This window comes from Pseudomonas sp. 300 (assembly GCF_055803035.1).
This window is the reverse complement of record NZ_JAVLRV010000002.1, coordinates 1854124-1879668: the sequence shown is the minus strand read 5'-3', so window position 1 is coordinate 1879668 and position 25545 is coordinate 1854124. Positions and strand designations below refer to the sequence as shown.

Here is a 25545-nt window from a genome sequence, read left to right as displayed (position 1 = left end):
CAATGGCGGGTGTGACGGAGCACGTGGTGTATGTGGTCGATGACGATCAAGGCATGCTCGACTCAACGGTCTGGTTATTGGAATCGGTCGGCCTCAAGGCGTTGCCGTTCACCAGCGGCGTCGAGTTCCTCAATGCCTGCGATGCCAGTCTGGCGGCCTGTGTGCTGCTGGATGTGCGCATGCCAGGCATGGGCGGCTTGAACGTGCAGGAAGAAATGCGTTTGCGCGAACTGAACCTGCCGATCATCTTCGTCAGCGGTCACGCCGATGTGCCGATCGTGGTGCGTGCGTTCAAGGCCGGCGCTCACGACTTCATTGAAAAGCCCTACAACGAACAATTGCTGCTGGACAGCGTGCAACAGGCACTCAGCAATTGCGCGACCCACCGTTCGGGCAATCAAGGGCATGAGGCGTTGCAGGCGCGTTTGCTCACGCTGACCCCTCGGGAACGCGACGTCTTGCTGCCGCTGGTGCAGGGTTACACCACCCGCGAAATCGCCGAGCAACTGGGCGTGAGCGCAAAAACCGTCGACCTCTACCGCTCACGCGTGATGAAGCGCATGCAGGCCAATACCCTGCCGGACCTGGTCGGCATGGCCATTGCCGCCGAACTGGTTGATCCGTTGAAGCTGCGTTGAACCCTCGCGTTTTCCATCGAACGTCTATGCTGGGCTAACCGATCCCGTACCGCAGTGATCAGGGAGGCATCCATGGAGCCCTCGTCGTTCTCGGATAAAACGCTGACGCGCACGCTGCTCGATGTCTTTATCCGGGCCGGGCTGATCGCGGTTCTGGTGCTGTTCTGCTTTGAAATCTTTAGCCCGTTCCGCGACCTGATGCTGTGGTCGCTGATCCTGGCGATCACCCTTTACCCGCTGCAAGAGCGGCTGAAGGGGCCGCTGGGGCAAAAAGAAGGGCGTATCGCGACGCTGATCATCCTGGTCGCCATTGTCATCCTGATGGTGCCGATCTACCTGCTGGGCACCTCGATTGCCGACTCGGTCGAGCATGTGATGGAATTGGTCAAGGGCGGCGATTTCCACATTCCACCACCCTCCGAATCAGTCGCCAGTTGGCCGCTGGTGGGGCAGTCGCTGTCTGATTTGTGGCTTCAGGCCTCAACCAATCTTCCCGACCTGACCGCCAAATACATCCCGCAGATCAAACATGCCAGCCTGACCCTGTTGAGCAAGCTGGCCGGCGTCGGCATGGGCTTCCTGACCTTCATTTTTGCCTTGATCATTGCCGGTATTTTCATGGCCCATGGCGAGAGCGGCAGCCGCAGCGCGGTGCAGATTGCCTCGCGCGTCAGCGGCCCGGTCAGAGGGCCAAAAATCGCCGCGCTGTGCACCGCGACGATCCGTGCGGTGGCGTTGGGCGTGGTCGGGATCGCGTTCATCCAGATGCTGCTGGTGGGGCTCGGCTTTGTCTTCAAGGGCATCCCCGGCGCCGGTTTGCTGGCCCTGGCGGTGCTGTTGCTCGGCATCATGCAATTGCCGGCGACGCTCATCACGATTCCAGTGATTGCCTTTGTGTTTGCCACCGAGGGCGCCAATACCGCGACGATCGTGTTCGCCCTCTACGTCTTCGTTGCCGGCCTGGTGGATAACGTACTCAAACCGCTGCTGTTGGGGCGCGGGGTCGATGTACCGATGCCAGTGGTGCTGATCGGCGCCCTTGGCGGGATGGTCACCAGCGGCATCATCGGGCTGTTCATCGGCCCGGTAGTGCTCGCGGTCGGGTATCAATTATTCTGGCAATGGGTACGGGATCGACCACCGGAGGAAGGAGGGCCGCCAGCATGACTGCGCAGCGTGATGAACTGCTGAATCAGGTACTTGTCGCCCACGGTGGTCTGGAACGCTGGAACAGCTTCAGCCAGGTACGCGCCACGATTGTGACCGGTGGCTCGCTCTGGGCAATGAAAGGGCTGACTCAGGACAGCGCGCCACGCAAGATGACAGTCTGGCTGCATGAACAGCGGGCCTCGGTGACGCCCTTTGGCGCGGCCGATCAGTTCACGGCCTACACCCCGGATCGCATCGCCATCGAAAACACCGCCGGCAAGGTCATTGCCGAGCGATCAACACCCCGAGCGTCCTTCCGCGACCATGAGGAAAACAGTCCCTGGGATCCGCTGCACCGCGCGTACTTCAACGGTTATGCACTCTGGTCCTACCTGACCATGCCTTTCCAGTTCACCTGGCCGGGTGTCTTGACCGAGGAGGTCGAGACCTGGCGCGAGGGCACTCAGCGTTGGCGGCGATTGCGGGTGGCCTTTCCCGAGAACGTTGCCACGCACTGCGCCGTACAGGATTTCTACTTCGGTGAAGACTTTCTGCTACGTCGACACGACTACAACGTTGACGTCAGCGGTGGCCTGCCTGCCGCCCAGTACGTTCATGGCTATGTCGAAGCCGATGGCTTGTGCATGCCCGGCAAGCGGCGCGCCTATCGACGCAAGGCTGATGGCCAGGCGGACAAGGACGCCTTGCTGGTGGCCATCGATCTCAGCGACATCGGCTATTCATAATCCACTGCGGAGGCATGAATCATGACCGCGCATTCGTGGGAAAAACTGTATCTCGATGACCTGAGCCTGGGTCAGGAATTTGAAAGCGACCCTGTTCGCGTCCACCGGGAAGCGATGCTGGCGTTTGCTCGTGAGTACGACCCGCAACCCTTTCACCTGAGCGCTGAAGAGGCCGGGTTGAGCCTGTTCGGTGGCCTGGCGGCCAGCGGCTGGAACACCGCGGCCCTGACCATGAAGATGCTCGTGGCCAGCGTACCCCTGGCGGACGGCATCATCGGCCTGGGCATCGAACTGAGTTGGCCGACGCCGACTTATCCGGATGACGTGCTGCGCCTGTTCAGCACCGTGCAGGCCATCGATCCGTCGGCCTCGAAACCGGATCGGGGCGTGGTGACGCTGTTCATGGAAACGCTGAATCAGAATGACAAGGTGGTGCAGCGCGCCACCGGGAAGTTGCTGGTGTTCAGAAGGCCGGCAGAGGATTGATTGGCTGGCCCTGGCTTCAGGTTTCGAGGGCAGAACCCACTACAGGTGCGAAAGCTTGCCCTCGATTTCAACCCGCTTGACCGACAGCGAACTCAACAGCTCATCCACCATGAAATGGTGCATATTTTCCAACAGCAGTTGCTCGGGAGGAAAAACCTGTACGCCATCCAAACTTGGTTTTCCGAAGGAATGGCGGTTGCATTTTCCGGGCAATCGGTAATCTGGGAGGCTAACGATTTTACGGAAGCCGCTCTTTCATTGGTTAGTATCCCTGCTGCCAAAACCATCCGTGATGTAATGGAAGTTAGATATGACCAAGAGCGTTACAAAGTCTGATAGTGCCATCGCTGATTTTTCGGCAAGTTTCATTGAAAAAGCGTGGGAGCTTCGATGGGGGATTCAGTTGACTTACGTGGTGCTTTTCCTGGATGCAGCCCTAGCATTCTGTGCAGGGAAAAACCTCATGAGCTTGTCGCTGTCGACGGATGAAATGTGGAAACACGCGGGAATAATCCTCGTGGGTGTGGCTGCTTTTTGTTTGACAGTTTCACTTTTCATTCCATTCTCTGCGAATTTTTTCAGAGCTATTGGCGTGTTCGTTCCATGGGAGAAGCTTGATTCCACTGATGTGTCTTCAAACCGACCATTTGGTTATGTCTTGATGTCGGAATTGAAGGAGCATGCCTTCAAAGAGAACGATGATTTTGCATGGGAACTGTACAAGTCCAAATGTGAAGCCGTGAAAAAGGAGGATGAAACCAAACACGAACTCGGCGTATTGATATTTGGTCTGGGGGCGCTGTTTTGCTTCGATGCCTGGGTAGGGAGTGCACAAGGAGTAGCAACGCTTGGAGTGATGTTTGGGGAGATTGTTGGATATTCAGGCTGGGTGACCGCTTTTATTTCCTTGATCGTAGTGCTCCGAATGACTTGGTGGGCACCCTGGAAAACACGGTGGGTCCACTATCCGCCCTTGTATCATCAGGTAGCGCGGGTTAAGCAAATATAAGACCTTGAAGCCAAGGTGTGAAAAATGCTCATTACCACCCCCCGTCATAGCATTCAAACGGCCGTTGATGGTTTGACGGGGGCCGGGCCTTTTAGAGACTGAACCGCTGCAGAATAACGCCCAGTCCGTCGGACATTGCCTTGAGTTCCTGGGTCGTTCGAACGATCCCGCCTTGGGCTGTGGCGTTCTCTTCTACACTTTGCGCCACTCTTTCGACGTTGCAGGCAACCTGCTCACTGGCGGCGCGTTGTTCCTGGAGCGACAAAGATATGAAACTGACGGCCGCAAGGGAATCGTCCAGTGCCCCCTTGATTCTGCCCATGGAAAGGCCCGCGCTTTCGACCAGTTTCTGGCCATGGGTCACGCGTTCACAGCCAGCGGCCATGCTGTCTTTGGCTTTGACCATGCCGTTTTGTATGGCATTGACCAAGGCCACGATTTCCGTGGTGGATTGGGCAGTGCGGGCAGCCAGGCTGCGCACTTCATCGGCGACCACGGCGAAGCCGCGACCCTGTTCACCCGCACGCGCCGCTTCGATGGCGGCATTGAGGGCCAGTAGATTGGTCTGTTCGGCGATGCCCCGAATCACCGCTACAATCAGACTGATGTCATTCGACTGAACCGCCAGTTGATCGATGTCCGATGAGCTTTGTGCAACCAGATCGGCAATCTGGTCCATTTCCTGGATGGATGCTTGCATGACCTCCATGCCTTCGCGGGTGATTTCGCCCGCTTTCTGCGCGGTGCTCTGAGCCTGTCGAGCATTGTCGGCGATGTGAGTGATGCTGACGGAAAGCTCTTCTACCGTAGCCGCCATGGAGGAGGCTGTCTCGCTTTGCAGGGCGGCGCTGCTCAATCCTTGTTCGGAAGATGCAGACAGTTGCAGCGTCGCACCCTCGATCTGCTCGGAGGCCTGGCTGATCTTGCCGATCATGTCGCTCAAGCTGTGGCGCATCGCCTGGACGGAGTGCAGCACCCCCGTCGACTGCTGTTGCTGGTCAAATTGCGTAGCGGCGAGTTTCCCTTGGGCGATGTTCGAACTGATGGCGGCAAGTTCTGCGGGTTCGGCCCCGAGCTGGCGGCTCAACAGTCGGGAGAACAAAAACGTGTAGGCCACGCCTGCGATCAGCGCCAATGCCAGAATCAACAGGCTGAATCGGAGACTGGAGGTATAGGCGATCTGGTTCTGCTCGAACTGGGTCTTGGCCTCCACCAGTTGAACCTCGATCAACTCGGAAAACTTGGCTGACAAGGGATCGATCAATGGGTACAACTGATCGGTCGCGAAGCGTGCGAGACCGGCGTTGTCGTTCTGGCGCAGCATGCCCTGCAAATTTTGCAATGGCCCGTGGGTGGCTTCCATCAGCGGATTGATTTGCGCGATTAAACGAGTTTCTGCCGGGATCAGTTGCGTCGATTTGTACGCTTGCCACGTGTGATCAATTTCCCTCTGCGCTTGCTCTATCCGGGTCAGTGATTCAGCGTTGGTGAAGTTGCCATTGCGTGCCTTGTGGGTGGCATCCACGATGTCCACGGCGTACAGGTCAGCGATTTTTTTCAAGTCCCGCAGCGGCACGACTCGATCGAGATATACAGTCTCCAGACTGCGTACAGCGGATTGCATTCCCAAGAGTCCAAGCCCGCCGACACACAGCAAACCCAGTAGCAAAGTGCTGGTGAGCACAAGCAGATGAGTCCTGATTTTCCAGCTTCCCATAGTCCGTAATTCCTGAGTCAGCTAAGCGATAGCGATCGAGAGGTTAGCGTCAGTTGCAATAAAGGCACATTGACATCATCTGCTGGGGCTCAAGAGAAGAACATCGTTTGACCGGCGAACATTTATGAATTTGCGACGTTTGATCACCATACGTCTCGAGCTTTTTTCACACATACCGCACGCTACTTGTTAACCCTGAGGGCTAAAGTCTCATGAGCGATTCGGATGATCTGCCTCCCGTTCCTGAACCGGGTCGGATTATGCGCAGGCATACTGGCGATCAAACCGGCTGGCGCCGTTGGCTGCCGGGGCTGCGGACGTTGGGCCGCTATAAGATGGCATGGTTGCAGCACGACATTGTGGCCGGACTCGTGCTCACCACCATGCTGGTGCCCGTCGGTATCGCCTACGCGGTGGCATCGGGGGTGCCCGGCATTTATGGCCTTTACGCGACCATTGTTCCATTGCTCGCTTATGCGTTGTTCGGCCCCAGCCGAATCCTGGTGCTGGGGCCGGATTCCTCATTGGCAGCCGTCATTCTCGCTGTCGTTCTGCCGCTGTCCGGTGGTGATCCGCATCGCGCGATCGCCCTGGCCGGCATGATGGCGATCGTCTCGGGGACGGTGTGCATCCTGGCCGGTGTGGCGCGGCTGGGTTTCGTCACCGAGCTGCTTTCCAAACCGATCCGCTATGGCTACATGAACGGCATCGCGCTGACGGTATTGATCAGTCAACTGCCCAGCTTTTTCGGCTTTTCGATCGAAACCGACGGACCGTTGCGCAACCTGTGGGCCATTGCCACCTCGGTGATGGATGGAAAAACCAACTGGACCACCTTCATGATCGGGGCTGCCACTGTGGCGGTCATCTTGTTACTCAAGGACAAAAAACGCGTGCCGGGGATTCTGATCGCTGTGGCAGGAGCCACCGTCGCCGTTGGCGTGCTGGACCTTGCAGCCCACGATGTGGCGATCCTCGGTTCTGTGCCCCAAGGCTTGCCGGCGTTTGCCATCCCCTGGATCCGCAGCGCCGATATTGTTCCTGTGCTGATCGGAGGTTGTGCCGTTGCGCTTGTATCGTTTGCCGACACCAGCGTGCTCTCGCGTGTCTATGCGGCGCGGACCCGGACCTATGTCGACCCAAACCAGGAGATGGTAGGACTCGGCATCGCCAACCTTGCCGGCGGCTTGTTCCAGGGCTTTCCCATCAGCAGCAGTTCGTCACGGACGCCCGTTGCCGAGGCCGCAGGCGCCCGAACCCAACTCACCGGCGTGGTGGGCGCGCTGGCGGTTGCTTTATTGCTGATGTTTGCCCCGGATTTGCTGAAGAACCTGCCCACCAGCGCACTGGCGGCGGTGGTCATCGCATCGGCGATCGGCCTGATCGAAGTCGCCGACCTGCGACGGATTTATCGTATCCAGCGCTGGGAATTCTGGTTATCGATCGTTTGTACGGCAGGTGTGGCCGTATTCGGCGCCATCGAGGGCATTGGCCTGGCCATCGTCGTAGCCGTGATCGAGTTTCTATGGGATGCCTGGCGTCCGTATTCTGCGGTTTTGGGTCGCGCCAAAGGCGTCCAGGGCTATCACGACATCACGCGTTATCCGGATGCGCATCTTATTCCCGGTCTGGTGCTGTTTCGCTGGGATGCCCCGTTGTTTTTTGCCAACGCAGAATTGTTTCATGACCGAGTGCTGGACGCCGTGGCGACATCGCCCACGCCGGTTTGCTGGCTGGTGGTAGCAGCGGAACCGGTCACCAGCGTGGATGTGACGTCCGCCGACATGTTGGCCGAACTGAACGAAACCTTGAGCGCGGCAGGTATCACGCTATGCGTGGCCGAGATGAAGGACCCCGTCAAAGACAAGTTGAAGCGATTCGGGCTTTTCGAGCGGTTTGGCGAAGCTGCGTTCTTTCCGACATTAGGCGTCGCCGTCAGCAGCTATCTCAAGGTCCATCCGGAGGACAGGAAGGAAGGGCGGGGCGAGAATCGCGAGTAAACAATAGTGCGTGCATGCTATCGGGGCCGGCGCGGTAGTCCGGCCCCGAGGCAATCGAACTGACGATCCCGGCTACTTGCGCACGTTCTGGTACAGCATCAATCTTGAAGTTTCATGCAGGCCACGGGTCAGTTGCACCAGGCGTTTGAACTCTTCAGGGTTCTGCCCGGCCACGTTGTCCAGCGGCGTCGGTGAGGCCAGGTCGTGCAGCGTCGGCGAGCTGCCGTCGTGCTGCATCTGCACCATGTAGTGTTGGGTGACGCCCGCAATCAACGGGAACGTGCCTTCACGCAGCACCAGTGGCACCACGCGTTCACCCTCGGGCGCAGGCTGCTGAATATCACGCCCCAGGCCACTGTTGCGAAATTCCAGGCCGGCCATGCCGGCCACGGTTGGCAGTAAATCCACCAGGCCGACGGCTTCCTTGACGGTCCGCGTGCCGAGCAGGCCCGGTGCATGGATGATCATCGGCACCGCGTTGCTTTCCAGGCCCAGTTGTTCATAAGCCGGTGCCAGGAAAGGGATCTGGGCGATGCGGGTGTTATGGTCGCCAAACAGTACGAAAATGGTGTTGTCGTAGTAACCACCTTCCTTGGCAATTTCCATCAAGCGTCCGATGTTGAAGTCCAGCAAACGCACTGCGTTGTACTGTTCGACACTGCGCGATCCTGCGGCCTGGACTTCCTCCAGGGTCGGGTGCTTGACCTCGAAGCCGTCATTGCTCTTGGGAATCGTGAACGGACGATGGTTGCCGGCCGTCTGCACATAGGCAAAGAACGGTTTGTCCTTGGGCAGTGCCTGCAGGATCTTGTCGGTTTCCTTGAACAGATCCAGATCGGAAATCCCCCAGACATCCACTACCGGAGATTTCCAGTCCCGCTCTTCGAACAAACGAACCCCGTCGATACTCTGCCGAATCAAGGCGTTCATGTTGGCCCAACCGGAGTTGCCGCCAATGGTGTAGATCTTCTCGTATCCGGTGAAGGCGTTGATCAATGTGTGCTGTTTGGTAATCAGCGGATTACGCGTCGCGGTTTCCTGTCGAGTGACGTCCGGGACCCCGCTAATGCTGGCCCAAACGGTTTTTGCGGTCCCGGTGACCGGAACATAGAAGTGCTCGAAAAACCAGCTCTGCGTGGCCAGGCGATCAATGTTGGGCGTCGGATTGATCGGGTTGCCATACGCGCCGACGGCACTGGTACCCAGCGACTCGAGCATGACAAACATCACGTTCGGCGCTCGTGTGCTCGATACTTTGTAGGGTTGTGGTGCCTGGTGACGGACAAAATTCAGGGTTTGCGAGTCGGGTTGTTCGACGCCCAGGTATTTGGACATCACGGCGTAGTGGTCACGCACCTGCGCTTCGTCATAGCGTGATTGGCCGACCTTGACCGTGTCGTAGAGGAAAATCACCGGGTTCAAGCCCAGCGCTGCGACCTGGTTATTGCCGGAGAAGAACGCATCGCTCCAGCGCAACGGGACAGGGTTTTCGAGGTTCATGTTCTCGACACGGCCCAGGATGCCAAGCAGTACCAACACGACCATCAACGCGCCACCCCAGGTGGCGGAGAGCGGGTGAATGGCTTTGCGGGGCCGGTCCAGCGTCACACGCTCCAGGCGCACCAGAGCCAAAGTCACCAGTGCGACTGTTGCCAGCCACCCCAATGAAATCCAGATGACCGGGTAGGTTTGCCAGACCATGTCACGGGATATTTGCGCGTCTTCGATGAAGCGCAGCACGGTGGCGTTGATCCTCACACCCAAGTAGGCGTAATGGCCAAAATCTACGATATAGATCAGCAGCAGGGCGCCCATGGCGATGGACACATACACGCGTGCCAATTGGCGAAGCAGGCGGCTGCTGACGAGATTCCAACGCGGAATCCAGGCCAGCAACGCCACTGGCAACATGACCAGGATGGCCAGGCGCAGATCGAAACGAAAGCCGATGCCCAGGGTTTCCAGGACGGTACGGTCGTCGCTCAATGCGTTGGCGTCGAAACCGGAAAAACCGAAAAAGAACACCACCCGCAGCAATGCAAACAACACAAACGCGATCGCTGTCGCGCCTAGCCAATAATGCAAACGTCTTGATTGCAGCCAACCCATCCCTGTTCCCCTGTTAAAAACGTCGTTGAATCTCAAACGGATCCGGAGTCTTTCACTGAGCCACGCAGCGTGTTCCGCCAGCCATACGACCAACGCACTGCCAGCGTCAGCAGTGCCGCGCAGCAATACAGGCCCAGCAGCGGATCAACCAGGTAATCCCAATAGTTATGTGAAGGTTTTACCCCGACGACGAAGGCCAGGGTTGCACTCGTCAGCATCACGACGGCCAGGTAACTGCGCACATAAAACAGGCCTGCCGTGAGCAGTGCGACGAAGATCAGCATCGGGCGCGGACTGAAGCCAAGTCGGTAAGGGTCCAGATAACTCAACCCCAGCGTTGCGGGGTAGAGCACCAGCGCCATCGCAGCGAAGATGATCAAAACGCTGGTCGTGCCTTGCTGCGCAGACGGCAGGAAACCCAGTCGACGCAAACAGCCCCACACCATGAACACCAATGTCGTGACCGCCAGGTCATCGATGTGGCTGCGCAAGTACGCAGCCAACGACAAGCCATCCAGCGGTATGAAGCTGGCTGCCAGCAATGCCACCAACAGCGCGATCCTCGCAGTCCGCTTTAAACCAAACGAAGGCAGCAACAGAAAGATGATCAGGGTGAAGCTGATATGGGCTTGCCACAGGTTGATCATTTGGCACGCTCCGATAACCATGCATCGTTGAAGGTGACGTGCTTGATGAAGGTGTTGTTCCAGGAATAAACCAGGTGATACATACCGTCGGGACTTCGGATGAAGTACGGGTATTCATATTCGAAACTGCAGCCTTGCGCCTTACAGACCCTGCTGTCGAGGTTGTTCAGGAACTGCGCCTCCAGCGGTTGGCGCAGTGCACCACTGGAACCGCGAAACTCTCTGCCGATGATTTCCTTGTAAGCCTCGGGCGAAAACGTATCGCCTTCAGGATCAGGCGATTTGTCGAGGTCCCGCAGCGAACGCCAATCGTCCATTTTTGCGTCGGTACCATAAAGACTCAGTTTGAATCGGCCCTCCTGCAAATCATTGAGCGCCACCAGCAATCCGTGTTCGGGCGTGGCGATGGCTGCCAACGAGGAGTTCGGATTGGAGGGGTCGAGCGGGTAGGGTTCGCTCCAGGTTTGCCCGGCGTCTTCAGTGCGGGTCGCCAGCACACGGTGATGGGTGTTTCCGGCATAGCGCAACAAGGCGATACCGCGCCGTCCGTCCAGCGGAACGACCGTGGGTTGCAATGAATTGTTGCCGTGGCTGATGCGGAATTTATCGATCACATCGCCGTCTGCGCTCAGGTACAGGTACTCGGAAAATTTGCCGAGAAATTCGTGGTAGACCGGTAAACCGATGGAACCGTCGGCATGAAACACCGGGGCCGAACGTACCAGGGTGCTGATGTTCAGAAAGGGTGAAGTGATCAATTGGCGTGGTTCGGACCATTGGCGACCATAGTCGTCAGAGACCATCACGTTGACCGCACTACCGGCCCAGCCCCCCATGGACACCGACACGTAGAACAACCAGAGGCGTCCGTCCGGTGCGAGCGCGACAACCGGGTTGCCCAGCTTGCGGATGTATTTTCCAGTGCCCTGTTGGGTCGATTTCCGCGTCGCCAATACCTGCTCGGCACCCCATTCGCCGGTATTCGCGTCGAAGCGTGCAGAACGCACCTGCACGTCGGCTGCGCCTTCGCGGGTGCCGGCGAACCAGACCGCCATCAGGCTACCGTCTGGCAAGGCGGTTACCGCCGAGGAATGCACGAAGTCCACCAGCCCGGATGAGGCAAAACGACTGGTATAGATGGGTTTGGCGACTTGATCAGTCACAGCCTTTACGGGATTCATCAAGGCGAAGGACGAGTGTTCCGGAGCAGGATGGGTGAACCATGCGACCGAAAACAGGCAGAAAAGGGCGACATAAGCCCCGAAGGCAGGGAAGGTGGGTAGGGGGATGCGCATAATTCAGGTTGTGCATCTCATGGCCAGTTCAGGCCGCTCAACCTATCACTTGTAGTTCCAGACTCGGTCTTTTGCGAGCTGCTAATTCGTAAGCAAATGTTTGTAGTACGCCATCCTGTCGACTGCGTAGTTGATAGTTCTTATGTATCAATAACTTGCATCCCTGCTTGGGAACCGGACCGTTGATCGAATTGTTGATCTTTACCGTGAGTGATGAGGCGCGCACAAGGAACCAGAGATCCGCTGGATTGACTGATAAGGACGCAGGGCGAGTCCATTTGAATGGATGGTGACGGCGATCGCCCAACACCTAGACACCCTCTGGAAGTTTCGCTTGCATCATTTTTCTTCTATCCAATGTGCGTCCGTCCACGACGAAGGAACCATCACCCACTGAATGAATGGTTCGTGTCTCTTTGGGTGAATCGTCGATGTAGGCGGCGAGGCCTTCGAGGACAACAATATTGTGTTTCTCGATGATATCGACAACCTTGCATTCGATATTTGCCAGGCATTCCTTAATCAAGGGTGACCCGACATGTTTGCCTTTCACGGGCGTCAATCCGAATGTTGCAAACTTGTCGGTGTCGGCACCGGAACAGGTTCCCACACCAATAACGCGATCGATCAAATCGACGGAGGGTATCGAAATGACGCACTCCTTGGTTTTCAGAAGCGCTGCGTATGAATAGTTCCAGGGGCCGGTGGTGATGGCGAAAATCGGCGTGAAGCCCATCACCATGGTCCACGAGACAGTCATGATGTTGTTCTTCTGGCCATCATTTGTGGTGACGAAAACAACCGGTCCCGGCTCAATCAGTGTGAATGCTGTGTTGATTTTGATCTTTTTCAACTGCAGGCACTCCCCATTGTCTTTGGTCGGCAACATCATCTGTTCAGACGGTACCAAATCGTCCATTTTCAGCCAGCAAGGTGGCTATCAGGGCGGTGCTGTCGAGTACGTGCAAATGTTGCGTCACGCACTCGGTGGGCAGGCGAAATGGAGGTAAGCTGTCAGAGATCGCAATGTGCTCGAAAAGCGGCTGGTCGAACAGATGGCTGCCCGTAGTGAACAAGCCATGGGTCGCCGCTGCGAACAGTCGGGTGGCTCCAGCGTTTTGACAGGCAAGGCCCGCATGTTTCAGCGTTTCGCCGGTACTGATCAGGTCATCGAAAACAATGGCTGTCTTACCCGAGACTTCGCCAACCAAGAGGGTGCCCGTCAGCGTCGTGTGAGCACGGTGCTTTTCCATCAGCGCACTGCCCACTGAGCGTCCCAGTTGTCGTTCGAGGGCCTGACGAAATTGTTCAGCGCGCTTGATACCACCGGAATCAGGGGACACCGCCACCACGTCGGTGTCGCCGACGAACCTGGCGAAATGCCGGGCGAACAATTCGGTGCACTGCAAGTTCCAGGTCGGAATGCGAAAGGCATTGTCGAACGCGGCTGGATTATGCACTTCCAGGGCAATCAGACGATCTACGCGGCAGGCTTCAATCATGGCCGCCAGGTAGCGAGTGATCGTTGGGTCTTGAGGCTGGCTGCGACGATCTTTTCGTCCGTAGCAGAGGTAGGGCGTTACTGCCTGCACCTCGCGAGCGCCGGCATCCTTGAGGGCTGCGCAAAAGAACAACAGGCGACACAACTTATCGTTAGCGCTTTGCCGGCCATCCCCATACAAGGAATGGAACACCACGACCTCGCGACCGTTAACCGACTCCAGCGGTCGGCATTTATGCTCGCCATCTTCATAGTCACGCTCTTCATGAAGGGCCAGTTGGCAGCCAAGCCGTTGCGCGACGCGTGTCGCATAGTGCTCACTGCCTTGCAGAGCAAAAAGAAGCGGGCGATCGGTGAGCATGCTTTTGCTCCTTTGAGGCTTATCAAACAGGCCTCACCCGGATGGCTTACGTAGACATCAACTACCCTGCAACCCTTGCGCCATCATCGGGCAGCACCATGACGCAAAACTTCAATGCAGAACTCCATTTCGTAGGGCGGGACGTTGCATTCGACGATGTCATGGGCGGCAACTTGCAGGTGCACGCCGATAATGTCGGCACGGATCGGCTGCTGGCAGACATGCCGGTCAACCAGTACCGCAGTGTAGACCCGACGAGCACCCAGTTGTGCCAAATAGGCACAGGTGCGCAGGAGTGAATGTCCCTCAAAAAGCACATCGTCGACAACAAGCAGGGTGGTATTGACAAGGTCCAGCTCGCCCAGAAGTGGGTTCTCGGTCAATTCCGTGTGTGCATGCAACACCTTGAGGTCATCGGCATAGCGCTTGACCTTCAGAGGGTAAAGAGGCAGTTCTGGCTGACCGGTCTGACGTGAAAGGTGTTGCTGTAAACGCTGTGCCAGCGGCTCGCCGCGGCGCTGGATGCCAATCAGTGCCGCTTGCGCGGGCGGCAACAATGTCGCGGCTTGGCGCGCCATCGCCTGCAGCACGCCATCGAGTTCATCGCTGTCGTACAAGCGTAACCGCTGACTAGCAGGTAGGGTCGGCATCGCAATCTCCTGTCGGGAACCGATGGGTTGATCCTGCCAACATAATCCTGCTCGGCCCGTCCTTATTGATATTGATCAAGCGCGATGAAATGAAAATTCAATCCATTTTACCAGCGCGCCCCCGAGCTCCTTGAGCTGCGTTGGCGCAGGGATTTGATATAAATCAACGCCAGGGCGACATCAACAGAGGACTCTGAATCAACGCTGGTGCCTGATCCGGTGCAGGCGTTACGGCTGGCCTCAATGATGGGGCTGCGGTGGACGTCGAGTCCCATCTGTCTGGAGTCAGATCATGAGCCAATATCAACGTTTGTTACTCATCATCAACCCGGTCCTGCGCCATTCTCCTGCGATAAACCATGCGGCCGCACTGGCCAAGGCTAGCGGCGCGAGCTTGCATATTGCTGCGTTTGTCAAGCCGTTGGAGATACTGTCTCTGCTGGACGAAGGCGTGCGGGAAAAAGCCCGTGAAAGCTACCTTCAGGACCATCGCGACTGGCTGGAGAACCAGGCCACCCATCTCCATGCTCTCGGGCTCGAAGTGACGACGGAGGTGACGTGGGCCGATGACATGAAGCAAGACATTCTTGATCACGTCACGGAAATGCAGCCCGACCTGCTGATCAAGGAAGTGCAGCACGAATCAGCGCTCAAACGCGCATTCTTCACCCCGCTGGACTGGCATTTGTTGCGCCACTGCCCGATACCGGTCTATCTGGTGGGCGGTGGTGGTCATGCCTTGCCGCGCAAGGTGGTGGCGGCGGTTGACGCTTCGGCTACCGAGTCCCCAGGCACCGAGCTGAATGAGCGGATCATTCAGCAAGCCACCAACCTGGCATTGCAGTGTGATGCCGAGTTGCACCTGCTGTATGCCTGCGATCTTTCGGGCGTCTATCTGGCGGACATGGGGGGGCTGGCCCTTTCAGACATCACTAACGAGCTGCGCACAACAGAGGAACAGTCGTTCATCAAATTGGCCGGTAAGAACGGCGTGCCCGCTGACCGTCGGCATTTCGTTCTCGGTCACCCGGTCTCGGCGCTGAGCGATTTTGTCAGCAAGCAGCAGGTGGATGTGATCGTGATGGGCAGAGTCCAGTACCACGGACTGGAGAAGCTGCTGGGCAGCACGACAGAACATATTCTGTACCAGGTGTCTTGCAGTGTTCTGGCGGTCTGAAACGGAGAAGGCCCTGTTGTAACGAACCACAGGCGTTATCGCCTGAGGAGGTTTTTCATGAGTCAAAGCCCCTCATTGCAAACCACCTTGAAGGACCGGGCTGATGCCGGTCAACGGCTGGTGGAACCGTTACTCAAATACGCTCATCGGCCCGATGTCATCATCCTCGCCTTGCCCCGTGGAGGCGTTCCGGTCGCCTACGAAGTGGCTAAGGCCCTGGACGTGCGTCTGGACCTGATGCTGGTCCGCAAACTGGGCGTTCCCTCCCACCCGGAATTTGCCATGGGCGCCATTGCCAATGGCGGTATCCAAATCATTAATGAAGACGCCTTGCGGGCGCACCCCATTACCCCGGCCGCATTCGATTCCGTGCTCGCGCGCGAAACACAGGAGCTATTGCGTCGTGATCAGGTGTACAGGGGCGCTCGCCCAGCTGTGCAACTCAAGGATCAGGTGGTGATCCTGATCGACGACGGCCTGGCAACCGGGGCCTCTATGATGGCGGCAATCCACGCGGTGCGAATGCAAGCACCGTCCCGCATCGTCGTCGCCGTGCCGGTTGCACCGCAGGAAACGGTGGAAGCGCTGCGCAGTGAAGTCAATGAAGTGATCTGCCCACTGATTCCCGAGTGGATGATGTCGATCGGTTATTGGTACTTGAGTTTCCCTCAGACTTCAGACGAAGAGGTCATCGATTTGTTGATGCGCGCCTGGCAGCGAGAGCCCGCCACCCGCGCGTCGGCTCAGGAGAGTGTCGATGACTGAGTTGAAATATCGACAGCTCGACCTGAGGGCCGTTGCGCTATCAGCCGCTTGACGTCTGCGGACCAACACCAGCGCTCTAGTGGTCTTGGGGCATGGCAGAAGTCGCCAGACTCGCTGGCGACTGGTTCGTGAAGCATCTGCACGGCCCCGACTGAAAACGCTTGATCCGCCTCACACGCCAAAGGGATAGGTTTCGTCTTCCGGTTCCCAGTGCTGTCACCGGTTGAGTCTGTTCAATCCAGATCATGGCGTCGAACTGTTCGGCCATCATCGCTTCGAAGTAGTGACTGTAGAGTGTCGAACATGTGCCGGTCGCGCAGGTTCCAGGAGGTGGTCGAACCTCGTCCTACACCTTGATCCAGACAAATAATTGAGTTTCGTCAATAAAGGGTTCAACGCCTTGAGAGAAGGTGTCTGGATCAAGTATTCGTTGGCTGCCTGATATGAACAGACGCGATGGTGGTTAGTCCGAATGCAGATCCGAATGGCTCCTTTGCCTCTGACCTTGTAAATGGTCTGCGTCTAGCTAGGCTCCAGCCAACGGATGTCATCAGGCAGCTTTTTTCAGAGGGATTTGATGTAGAGGAAGGATGCGTTTTGATCCGCTAAAAGTAGGGGCGTAGATCATGGAAGCATTTGGCACGACGCGTATTTTCCACCAGTCACCTCTTGCTCTGGCCCTCTGCGTAGCAGCGCTCATGGGCTGTACCCGAACGAGCGAAAAGACTTTGCAAACAACATCACCCATGTCCGGTATTGCCATGGCGGACCAGGTTTGCGCCCAATGCCATGGGCTGACGGGGGAATCCGTCTCGCCGGCGTTTCCCAAGTTGGCCGGTCAGCAAAAAGAGTACCTGAAGTTGCAGTTGGCCGACTTCAAGGGCCATGCTCGCAGCGATAAAATCGGGGTCCAGTACATGTGGGGGTTTACCCATCTGACAGAGACCCAGATAACCGAACTGGCCGACTATTTTTCAAGCCAGAGCCCCATGAAGGCTGATGCCGACACGCCTGATGCGCGCGGTGAGTTGATCTTTCACCAGGGCTTGCCCGAATCTGGCGTCGCTCAGTGCAGTTCCTGTCACGGTGCAGGCGGCCAGGGTGATGGTCGGTTTCCCCGCCTGGCGGGTCAACACGCAAACTATATGAGTCGCCAGATCAAGGTTCTTCAACGATCCGACCAGCGCCCCCGTGACACCCTGATGAAGCAGGTGAATCATTCACTGTCTGATGCGGATGCCGAATCTGTCGCACATTACCTGGCATCACAGGGGTCAAAAAAATAGGGCGTCCGCTCGAAGTGCAATAGCTAACGCACGGCGAGCGGCCTGATCACGGCGACTATCAGTCAGCCAGTTCTTCGGGTGAAATCACCCACACGCTGCACGGCATTTTGTACAGCAGATGTTCCACCGTACTGCCGACCAATCGGCCCAGGCCACGATGGCCTACACGGCCCATGACGATGACGTCGATGTCATAGGCATCAGCGTAACTGGAAAGAACCTTGGCCGGATTGCCCATGATCATGTGCTGGTTCTCCGCTGGAATGCCATTGCGCTCGGCCAGTTCGCGGAAGGCGTCGCCCTGTGCATCGAACAGGGTCTTGGCTTTGCCTGAAGAGAAAAATGCGGAGGCGTTGTCGAAACCGAATTCGTCGGCGCTGATGGATGAAAGGTCATGGGCATAGATCACATCCAGCGTCGCATTACAGGTGCTCGCCAGTTTTGAGGCCTCACGCAGAATCCGGTCGTTAAAACCTTCGTATTGACCTTCGCGATGGAAAGGATCAACCGCAGCGACAATTTTACGCGGCAAGACGTGCTTCACATGACTGACAAAATGCAAAGGCACGGGGCATTCGCGCAGCAAATGGATATCGAGGGGCGTGAACATCAGGCGTGACAGCAGCGATTCGTATTCGAGTGACTTGATCAGTGCGGTCATCGGCTGTTCTTTGAGGTGAATGAGAATTTCCTGCAAGGGTCTTTCCACCCAGACCACTTCAGTGGTGACGTGCACTCCGATTTTGCGTAAGGGGCGGGCCTGTTCTTCCAGCCACTGGCGATGGCGCTCGACGTACCCGATGCGCATCTGCTCCAGCGCTTGTTCGTTGACCATACCGGCGGTCGCCAGACCTTCCAGGTAATCGAACGCCACGATATGCAGTGCCGCCCCCGAAGCCTTGGCCAACGCCCCAGCCCGGTCGAACGCGGGGCTGTTTTCCATCAGGGGCGAGACGACCAGCATGAAACGTGATTGCTCAGACATGACAAATCTCCCGTAGGTAGTCCAGAAACGCCTGCGCTTAATGGCAACGGTGCGTTTGGGCAGTTGAAGCCTTATGCACATTGTTGCTGCTAGCCAGGGAGGGGAGATTGATTTTTGTCAAACAGGCACGGGATGGAAAAATGCCCTCCGACATGCGGTTAGTCACACCGTGGCCATCATGAAAGGGTTGACCATTATCAACCTCCCGTCCGTCATTGCGGCGCACTCTTCAGGGCGTGCTGAACTCAAGCGCAAGCAGGGGACTGGAGGGATCGCCATGGCGAACATAAGGGCAGGGCACCCATGATCGAAGCCTTGGGCCTGGCGGGAGTGGCCGCTGCGCTGGGGATCGGCATGCTCATCGGTCTTGAACGCGAACGGCACAAGGGGCGAGGGGACAGCCGTGCCTGTGCCGGCTTGCGCACGTTTGCGATTACCGCGTTGTTGGGTTACGCGGCAATGGTGGTCGGTGGTGGCCTGCTGGTGGGGATCATGGCGTTCGGACTGGCGATGCTGGTCTGCGTGGCGTATTGGCGAAGCTTGAGCAATGACCCGGGCGTGACCAGCGAAGTGGCGTTGCTCACGGTGTTGGTATTGGGCGCGTTATGTAGCACCGCGCCTGAGCTGGCCATTGTCATGGGCGTGGTGATTGCCGCGCTGCTGATGTACCGGCAGAAGTTGCACCACTTTGCCCGCAGCCAACTGACCGAAGCGGAAATGCGCGACGGGTTGGTGTTACTGATTGCTGCACTGGTGGTGCTGCCATTGGCACCGGACCGTTTCATCGGCCCCTACGCCGCCATCAACCTGCGCACCATTTGCACGTTGACCGTATTGCTGATGGCAGTGGGGGCGATGGGGCATATCGCTGTGCGTACCTTGGGCAGCCGTTATGGCTATGCGATCAGCGCCATCGCTTCCGGGTTTGCGTCCAGCACCATGACCATCGCCGCCATGGGACATCTGGTCACCAAAGAGCCCGAACACATCAAAATTCTGAGCGCGGCAGCGATACTGTCCAACTTGGCTACCGTCGCTCAGGTCGGCCTGATCCTCGGGGCGGTCGATACCGATCTGCTGCGCCCCATGAGGGGGCCGCTGCTGTGCGGTGGCGCTGCCACGGCGTTGTATGGCCTGGGCTTGATGTTTCCCGCATCTGCGAGCGGCACCAACCAGCCGATCAAGGTGGGTGGTGCGTTCAATCTCAAGCTGGCCCTGGTCGTCACGCTGGCCATGACCGGCATCACGTTTCTGTCGTCGGTGATGCTCAGCCACTTTGGCGAGGCCGGGGTAATGTTGACCGCGACCCTTACCGGGTTTGCCGATGCGCATTCCTCGACGGCGTCCATTGCCTCCCTGGCCAAGGCCGGGCTGGTGCCTTTCGATGCCATTGCCGGCCCCGCGCTGATTGCTGTCAGCAGTAACTCGCTGAGCAAATGCCTGGTGGCCTGGGTCAGCGGCGGACGACGGTTCGCCGCTTATGTGATCCCCGGCCAGGTGTTGCTGACACTGGCGATGTGGGTGGGCACCTTGTTGCACTGAAGCCCGTGTATTGAATGCTCAATCAGAGACTGGCGTCAGAAGGCTGAAACGGCAGAGATTGCCACCGGTTTTTTTTGCCTGGTACATCGCACCGTCAGCCTGACCGAGCAAGTCTTCGGCGCTGACGCCATCAGCGGGAAACAGGCTGATACCGACGCTTATGCGTACTTCAATACTCTGTGCCTCGATCATGAAGGGCTGATTGATGGCGGCGATTAGTTTATGGGCCAAGGCCTCAAGCTGGTCGACTTGATCCATGCACGTGATCAGAATTGCGAACTCGTCCCCGCTTAAACGAGAAACAATATCGGATCTGCGCACGGACTGGCCCAAGCGCTCGGCCACCGCTACCAACAGCTTGTCGCCACAGGCGTGCCCCAACGTGTCGTTGACCGACTTGAAGCGATCCAGATCGATAAACATCAACGCGAACGACTGGTGGTTCTTCGTGGCGTAGTTAATGGCCTGATCAAGCAGATTCAGAAACAACCTGCGGTTAGGCAACCCGGTCAGGGGATCATGGAATGCCAACTGCTGCATGTTGGCGCGCTCGTCATCCATCAACGTGAAATTGTGCAAGATGGCGATGAAGTGCGTCACCACACCTTGATGATCGAGCACTGGGGTGATGACCTGATTGACGGTACAGCTACCGCCATCCTTGCGTCGCTCGACCATTTCACCTTGCCAGGTCAGGCCCGCCAGGAGCGTCAGCCACAGGTCCCGATAGAAGGTCGTACTTTGTCTTCCCGAGGAGAGCAGGTGCGGGGTTTTCCCCACCAGTTCCGGTTTGGTATAGCCACTCAAGAGGCAAAACGCTTTATTGATCCAGACGATGCACCCCGTCCTTTCTGTGATCAATACCGGATTTGTCGCAGCGTCCAATGCTCTTACCAACAACTGCTGGTCATAGTCGATCATTGCCCCTCCGATACTGCCAATGAAGCGTTAAGCCTTGATTCAGGCTAGGTGGAAGGGGGGCGCGATCATTTGATCAAGATCAACTTTATCTGCCGTGATTAATGTCAAACGGAACGTCGTTGCTGATAAAGATCAAGTCGCCTCCGGCTCGAACGCTCAGTCTGAATGCCTGAACACTTCATCCAGATGGCCGCGTGCCGAGGTGCCCCATGTCGCAGACTCAGCGTTTACTGTTAATTGCTCCCCCAGCCATGACCCGCACGTCGGCGTTCGACCGCGCCGCGGCGTTGGCACTCGCGATGCAATTGCCGTTGCATATCGTGGCGTTCGATTATTTGCAGGCTTTGGCGGTCGCCGGCCTGTTCGCTCCAGAACAAATCAGCCTGGCACGGGACGGGTACTTGCAAACCCATCGGCAGTGGCTCGCGGAGCAAGCCGCGCTGATGAGCAAGCACGGGGTCGTGGTCACCAGCGAGGTGGTGTGGGTACAGCATCCTTACGAGGAGATCCTGCACTTCGTCAACGAGATGCCGCTGGCGCTGATCATCAAGGATGCCCAGGAAGAATCGGCGTTGAAACGCGTGTTTTTCACACCACTGGATTGGCAGCTGCTGCGCGATTGCCCGGTGCCGGTGCATCTGGTGACCAACGCCCTCAACCCACGACCCCACAACGTGCTGGCCATCATCGATGTGATGCGCAGCGAAGACCAGGATCATGTGTTCAACGACCAGATTATCGACGCGGCGACCAAGCTGGCTGAACAATGTGGCGCTCGGCTTGAGCTGTTGCATGTCTTTGACTGGACCGCCATGTATGCGCAGGACATGGGGTTTGGTGCACTGCCGCTGGCCGTCGGGATTTATGAGGCGTTGGGCGTGGCTCAGCACGAGGCATTTGCGGCCCTGGCAGAGCGTCACGGCGTGCCACCGGAATGTAGGCACTTCATCGAGGGCATCCCGGTGTCGAGTATTTGTGAATTTGCCGCCGACCACCGCACCGATGTCATCGTGATGGGGACGGTGCAACACAAGGGGTTGAGCAAGTTATTGGGGACCACGGCCGAGCAACTGTTGCATCGGGCGCCTTGCAGCGTGCTGGCAATAAAACCGGGCAAAGTGCTGCAATCCTGAGAACCTGGATAGCCCCGCGATGAACCGTTGGCCGGAACATCGCGGGGCGATTTTTTACAGGTAAAGACGATGAATGACCTGACGACTGTCATCGGGATCATTGTGCGTCTCGAAACCCAAGACTTTCGCCAGGTCGCGCATCGGCGCATTACTGGAAGCGTCCACCGAGTACATTTGGCGAAAACCGTTCTTGCGTGCAGCCTTGATCAGATGTTCCATCAGTAACGTGCCCAGCCCCAGGTGCTTCCATTCATCGGCAACCGTCACCGCGCATTCACACTCATGCTCGCCCGTGGCGGCGTAGCGGCTAATGCCGATCTCGATCAACTGGCCGTTTTCGTGAACCAGTGCGATATAGGCCGTGCGCTGTTGGTTATCGGTGTCCATCAACTGGTCAAGCATGGCGGCGCCGGGTTCATTTATCTGCGCCAGGAAACGCATGTGCCGGGACTCGGGAGATAGCCGTTTGATAAAGGCGTATTCACGATCGCGATCTTTTGACTCCAACGGCCGGATCAGCACATGGCGACCGTCCTTGAGTGCTTCGATCCAGTATTGTCCGGTGACTGCGGCGTAGGCGGCAGCGGCCCGATCATTGTGGTCTTTGACAGTGAGCATGGGGTGATCCTCCATCCGGTTTGAAACGTTGGCGCGCGGCGGAAAACCCCGCAGTTCACTCCTTTCTACACCGCCGTCGGCGTCAGAATCTGATCTGGATCAGAGAGACGTCACGTGGGCATTGATTGGCGCGTGTTTGATGTAAATCAACCCGGGGGAGGGGGCAACGGGCGCATCTTGAAACCGCCGGCGTTTAACGACCGGTGTCGAGCCGAGGTGTGTGATGGGTCAATATCAACGTTTGTTGCTGATCGCCGACCAAACCCTGCATCCGTCCCCCGCCATGCTGCGTGCCGTCGCGCTGGCCAAGGCGAGTGGGGCTGTGCTGGATGTGCGGGCCTTTGTCGAACCGGTGCCGATCGTGCATAGGTGGGAAGAGAAAGTCGACGACGCAGGGTATCAGCGCTATCTGCGCCGCTATCACCGGTGGGAGGCCGAAGAGCTCGAGCGGCTCAGCGGTCTGGGGCTGGAGGTAACGGTCAAAGTTGTGTTCACGACCCATCCGCTGCCGGACATTTTGAACGCAGTCGCAGACCTCAAGCCCGACCTGCTGATCAAGGATGTCACCCTGGAGCCAGTGCTCAAGCGGGTGTTCATCACTCCGCTGGATTGTCACTTGCTGCGCGAATGCCCGATCCCCGTGCACCTGGTCAACCATGCCCGTTACGGTTTGCCGCACCGGGTCGTCGCGGCGGTGGACCCGTTTGATCCGTCGACACACATCAGTGGTCTGAACGACACCATCATTCAGACCGCCAACGCACTGGCCTTGCAATGCGACGCGCCGCTGCACCTGCTTTACGCCTATGACTTGTCGCCAGCGTTCAATGGCGATGTGCCGCTGAGCGGCGGTGGCTGGAGCGAGGACTACGTTGAGGCGCTGCGTGAATCCCTGCATCTGGCCTTCGTCACCCTGGCCGATCGTTATGGCGTTCCACCAGAACGTCGGCATTTTGTGCTGGGCCTGCCGGTGCCGGTGATCAGCGAATTTGTCGAGCAATACCTGGCCGATGTGGTGGTGATGGGCACGGTGCACCGGGTCGGGATCGACCGCTTGATCGGCAGCAACACAGAACGGGCGCTGTACTCGGTACCGGGCAGTATTCTGGCGGTCGGGGCGGGCATCAGGGGGTGAGCACGATCGCGCCATTGAACTGACCGGCCCTCAAAAACGCCAGTGCCTGATTGGCGTCGTCCAGAGCAAAACGGGTGATGTCGCAGTGCACGGGCGTGTGCTGCAAGACTTCAAAAAACCTCGTGCCGTCTTCGCGGGTCAGGTTGGCCACCGAACGGACGCTACGCTCGCCCCACAGCAGGCGATAAGGAAAAGCGGGGATGTCGCTCATGTGAATACCGGCGCAAATCACGCAGCCGCCCTTGACGGTAACGGCCAGCGCCGCCGGCACCAGCGCGCCTACGGGGGCGAAAATCAGGCTGGCATCGAGCAGGTGTGGCGGAGGCTGATCCGACGGGCCGGCCCACTCGGCCCCCAAGGATCGGGCATAGGCCTGGCCTTCGCTGTCCTCCGGCCGGGTGAACGCATACACCCGCTGCCCCCGACCGCGCGCCACCTGAATTGCCAGATGCGCTGCCGCACCGAAACCATACAGGCCCAGGTGGCGTGCGTCTTTGGCCATTTGCAGGGCCCGAAAGCCGATCAGCCCGGCACACAGCAGCGGTGCTGCTTGAATGTCCGAGAGCACGGCGGGAATCGCGAAACAGAAACGCCTGTCGGCCACGGTGTATTCGGCGTAACCACCGTCCAGATGACAACCGGTGAACTGCGCCTGATCACAAAGATTCTCTCGGCCGGAACGGCAGAACACGCACTGACCGCAGGTCCAGCCCAGCCATGGAACGCCCACTCGCTGGCCGATCCAGTCGGAGGTGACGTCTGCACCCACCGCCATGACTTCGCCAACGATTTCATGCCCCGGCACCCGCGGGAGTACCGCTTGTGGTAACTCACCGTCCACCAGGTGCAGGTCGGTACGGCACACGCCGCAAGCCAGGACTTTGATTAACAGTTGGTGTGGGCCGGGTGTCGGGATGGGGCGTTCTTCCGCTTGCAGCGGTTGGCCGGGGATACGCAGAACCATGGCACGCATGACAATCCTCCAGACGTGCGGGTGTCAGCGTGGGGAGCGATGACAGCCCGCGACCAGCTGCTTGAGCCCTTCCATGTTCTGGATTTTGACGTCTCGGCCCGCTATGTCTACCAATCCCTGATCCCGCAGGTGCGCAATGCCCCGGCAGATGGTTTCCAGGCGCAGCCCAAGGTAAGAGCCGATTTCTTCGCGACGCATTTTCAGCACGAAGTCCCTGGATGAATAGCCACGGATACTGAAACGTTGCGACAGGTTCAGCAGAAAAGCCGCCAGCCGCTCATCCGAGTTCATATTGCCCATCAGCATCAACATGCTGTGATCACGCACGATTTCACGGCTCAGGAGCCTGTTCAGGTTGTGCTGCAGCGACGGCAGGTTTTGCGCGAGTTTCTCAAGTTGCGCGTAGTGGATGGGGCAGACTTCGCTGTCCTCCAGGGCAAACGCATTGCAAGCGTGCTCATCGGCACTGATGGCATCCAGACCGAGCATCTCGCCGGGTATGTGAAAACCCGTGACCTGTTCACGACCATCGACTGACAACACGCTGGTCTTGAATGAGCCAATACGGACCGCGTAAAGCGAACGCAATGGATCACCCGTGCGGTACAGCGCGGCACCCTTTTTAACCTTGAAACGTTGCACAATCAGCGTATCCAGTCGCTCGACTTCCGCGCCGCTCAGGCCAATTGGCAGGCACAATTC

25 protein-coding genes are annotated in these 25545 nt (G+C 57.9%); 13 read left to right on the top strand and 12 right to left on the bottom strand.

What is annotated here, in order from left to right; all coding sequences use genetic code 11:
• The first annotated feature begins 2 nt into the window (after positions 1-2).
• The 6 genes from Q7W83_RS15070 (at position 3) to Q7W83_RS15045 (ending at position 4028) form a co-directional block, all read left to right on the top strand.
• Positions 3-638 carry a response regulator transcription factor gene (locus Q7W83_RS15070; RefSeq protein ID WP_150629525.1) on the top strand — a complete coding sequence of 212 codons (636 nt, stop codon included), beginning with the start codon at positions 3-5 and terminating at the stop codon, positions 636-638.
• Positions 639-710: 72 nt separating this feature from the next.
• Entirely contained in the window at positions 711-1805 is a 1095-nt protein-coding gene (locus Q7W83_RS15065; RefSeq protein ID WP_150629523.1) for an AI-2E family transporter, read from the top strand.
• Positions 1802-2533, top strand: a complete 732-nt coding sequence (locus Q7W83_RS15060) for a hypothetical protein (RefSeq protein ID WP_150629521.1) — start codon at positions 1802-1804, stop codon at positions 2531-2533. The genes Q7W83_RS15065 and Q7W83_RS15060 overlap by 4 nt, the downstream gene beginning before the upstream one ends.
• A gap of 21 nt (positions 2534-2554) precedes the next feature.
• Complete coding sequence (locus tag Q7W83_RS15055; protein ID WP_150629519.1) at positions 2555-3019, top strand: MaoC family dehydratase; 465 nt, start codon at positions 2555-2557, stop codon at positions 3017-3019.
• A 45-nt stretch (positions 3020-3064) separates the two neighbouring features.
• Positions 3065-3355 carry a hypothetical protein gene (locus Q7W83_RS15050; protein WP_473656283.1) on the top strand — a complete coding sequence of 97 codons (291 nt, stop codon included), beginning with the start codon at positions 3065-3067 and terminating at the stop codon, positions 3353-3355.
• A complete protein-coding gene (locus Q7W83_RS15045) occupies positions 3330-4028 on the top strand; it encodes a hypothetical protein (protein WP_150629515.1) in 699 nt (232 codons plus the stop codon). Before Q7W83_RS15050 ends, Q7W83_RS15045 begins: the two co-directional genes overlap by 26 nt.
• Positions 4029-4119: 91 nt before the next feature.
• On the opposite strand, the gene Q7W83_RS15040 is transcribed toward Q7W83_RS15045, so the two are convergent.
• On the bottom strand, positions 4120-5745 hold the full coding sequence (locus Q7W83_RS15040; RefSeq protein WP_150653410.1) for a methyl-accepting chemotaxis protein: 1626 nt from the start codon (positions 5743-5745) through the stop codon (positions 4120-4122).
• A 212-nt stretch (positions 5746-5957) separates the two neighbouring features.
• Between Q7W83_RS15040 and Q7W83_RS15035 the strand changes: the two genes are divergently transcribed.
• Positions 5958-7745 (top strand): SulP family inorganic anion transporter, encoded by a 1788-nt coding sequence (locus tag Q7W83_RS15035; RefSeq protein ID WP_150653409.1) that lies wholly within the window; start codon positions 5958-5960, stop codon positions 7743-7745.
• A 72-nt stretch (positions 7746-7817) separates the two neighbouring features.
• Here Q7W83_RS15035 and Q7W83_RS15030 read toward each other — a convergent pair whose 3' ends face one another.
• The 6 genes from Q7W83_RS15030 to Q7W83_RS15005 all read right to left on the bottom strand — a co-directional run bounded on the left by Q7W83_RS15030 (position 7818) and on the right by Q7W83_RS15005 (position 14308).
• Positions 7818-9854, bottom strand: a complete 2037-nt coding sequence (locus tag Q7W83_RS15030) for an LTA synthase family protein (protein WP_473656282.1) — start codon at positions 9852-9854, stop codon at positions 7818-7820.
• A 32-nt stretch (positions 9855-9886) separates the two neighbouring features.
• Positions 9887-10501, bottom strand: a complete 615-nt coding sequence (locus Q7W83_RS15025; protein ID WP_150636509.1) for a hypothetical protein — start codon at positions 10499-10501, stop codon at positions 9887-9889.
• Entirely contained in the window at positions 10498-11796 is a 1299-nt protein-coding gene (locus Q7W83_RS15020; protein WP_150636511.1) for a sialidase family protein, read from the bottom strand. The genes Q7W83_RS15025 and Q7W83_RS15020 overlap by 4 nt, the downstream gene beginning before the upstream one ends.
• 310 nt (positions 11797-12106) lie before the next feature.
• Positions 12107-12715, bottom strand: coding sequence for a flavin reductase family protein (locus Q7W83_RS15015; protein WP_224787789.1), 609 nt, complete (start codon positions 12713-12715; stop codon positions 12107-12109).
• The gene (locus Q7W83_RS15010) at positions 12693-13658 is read right to left on the bottom strand and encodes a ribose-phosphate diphosphokinase (protein ID WP_150629503.1); all 966 of its coding nucleotides are present in this window, start codon (positions 13656-13658) and stop codon (positions 12693-12695) included. Before Q7W83_RS15010 ends, Q7W83_RS15015 begins: the two co-directional genes overlap by 23 nt.
• A gap of 83 nt (positions 13659-13741) precedes the next feature.
• On the bottom strand, positions 13742-14308 hold the full coding sequence (locus Q7W83_RS15005) for a phosphoribosyltransferase family protein (RefSeq protein WP_150653408.1): 567 nt from the start codon (positions 14306-14308) through the stop codon (positions 13742-13744).
• Positions 14309-14600: 292 nt separating this feature from the next.
• On the opposite strand from Q7W83_RS15005, the gene Q7W83_RS15000 reads away from it, so the two are divergent.
• From Q7W83_RS15000 to Q7W83_RS14990, 3 genes are all read left to right on the top strand, one after another.
• On the top strand, positions 14601-15485 hold the full coding sequence (locus Q7W83_RS15000; protein ID WP_458377412.1) for a universal stress protein: 885 nt from the start codon (positions 14601-14603) through the stop codon (positions 15483-15485).
• Positions 15486-15542: 57 nt separating this feature from the next.
• On the top strand, positions 15543-16250 hold the full coding sequence (locus Q7W83_RS14995) for a phosphoribosyltransferase (RefSeq protein WP_150653406.1): 708 nt from the start codon (positions 15543-15545) through the stop codon (positions 16248-16250).
• A gap of 626 nt (positions 16251-16876) precedes the next feature.
• Positions 16877-17536 carry a c-type cytochrome gene (locus tag Q7W83_RS14990; RefSeq protein ID WP_150653405.1) on the top strand — a complete coding sequence of 220 codons (660 nt, stop codon included), beginning with the start codon at positions 16877-16879 and terminating at the stop codon, positions 17534-17536.
• A 58-nt stretch (positions 17537-17594) separates the two neighbouring features.
• On the opposite strand, the gene Q7W83_RS14985 is transcribed toward Q7W83_RS14990, so the two are convergent.
• Positions 17595-18521, bottom strand: a complete 927-nt coding sequence (locus Q7W83_RS14985; RefSeq protein ID WP_458377414.1) for a universal stress protein — start codon at positions 18519-18521, stop codon at positions 17595-17597.
• 303 nt (positions 18522-18824) lie between these two features.
• On the opposite strand from Q7W83_RS14985, the gene Q7W83_RS14980 reads away from it, so the two are divergent.
• Positions 18825-20063 (top strand): MgtC/SapB family protein, encoded by a 1239-nt coding sequence (locus Q7W83_RS14980; RefSeq protein ID WP_473656281.1) that lies wholly within the window; start codon positions 18825-18827, stop codon positions 20061-20063.
• 18 nt (positions 20064-20081) lie between these two features.
• Here the strand turns inward: Q7W83_RS14980 and Q7W83_RS14975 are convergent, their stop codons facing one another.
• On the bottom strand, positions 20082-20984 hold the full coding sequence (locus tag Q7W83_RS14975) for a GGDEF domain-containing protein (protein WP_150653403.1): 903 nt from the start codon (positions 20982-20984) through the stop codon (positions 20082-20084).
• Positions 20985-21193: 209 nt separating this feature from the next.
• On the opposite strand from Q7W83_RS14975, the gene Q7W83_RS14970 reads away from it, so the two are divergent.
• Complete coding sequence (locus Q7W83_RS14970) at positions 21194-22117, top strand: universal stress protein (protein WP_150629488.1); 924 nt, start codon at positions 21194-21196, stop codon at positions 22115-22117.
• A 54-nt stretch (positions 22118-22171) separates the two neighbouring features.
• Here Q7W83_RS14970 and Q7W83_RS14965 read toward each other — a convergent pair whose 3' ends face one another.
• Entirely contained in the window at positions 22172-22735 is a 564-nt protein-coding gene (locus Q7W83_RS14965; RefSeq protein ID WP_150629486.1) for a GNAT family N-acetyltransferase, read from the bottom strand.
• A gap of 223 nt (positions 22736-22958) precedes the next feature.
• On the opposite strand from Q7W83_RS14965, the gene Q7W83_RS14960 reads away from it, so the two are divergent.
• Complete coding sequence (locus tag Q7W83_RS14960) at positions 22959-23870, top strand: universal stress protein (protein WP_150629484.1); 912 nt, start codon at positions 22959-22961, stop codon at positions 23868-23870.
• Here Q7W83_RS14960 and Q7W83_RS14955 read toward each other — a convergent pair.
• On the bottom strand, positions 23860-24843 hold the full coding sequence (locus tag Q7W83_RS14955; protein WP_458377416.1) for a zinc-dependent alcohol dehydrogenase family protein: 984 nt from the start codon (positions 24841-24843) through the stop codon (positions 23860-23862). The genes Q7W83_RS14960 and Q7W83_RS14955 overlap by 11 nt on opposite strands.
• A gap of 24 nt (positions 24844-24867) precedes the next feature.
• The coding region (locus Q7W83_RS14950; RefSeq protein WP_473656280.1) for a helix-turn-helix domain-containing protein at positions 24868-25545 on the bottom strand (678 nt) is incomplete at its 5' end.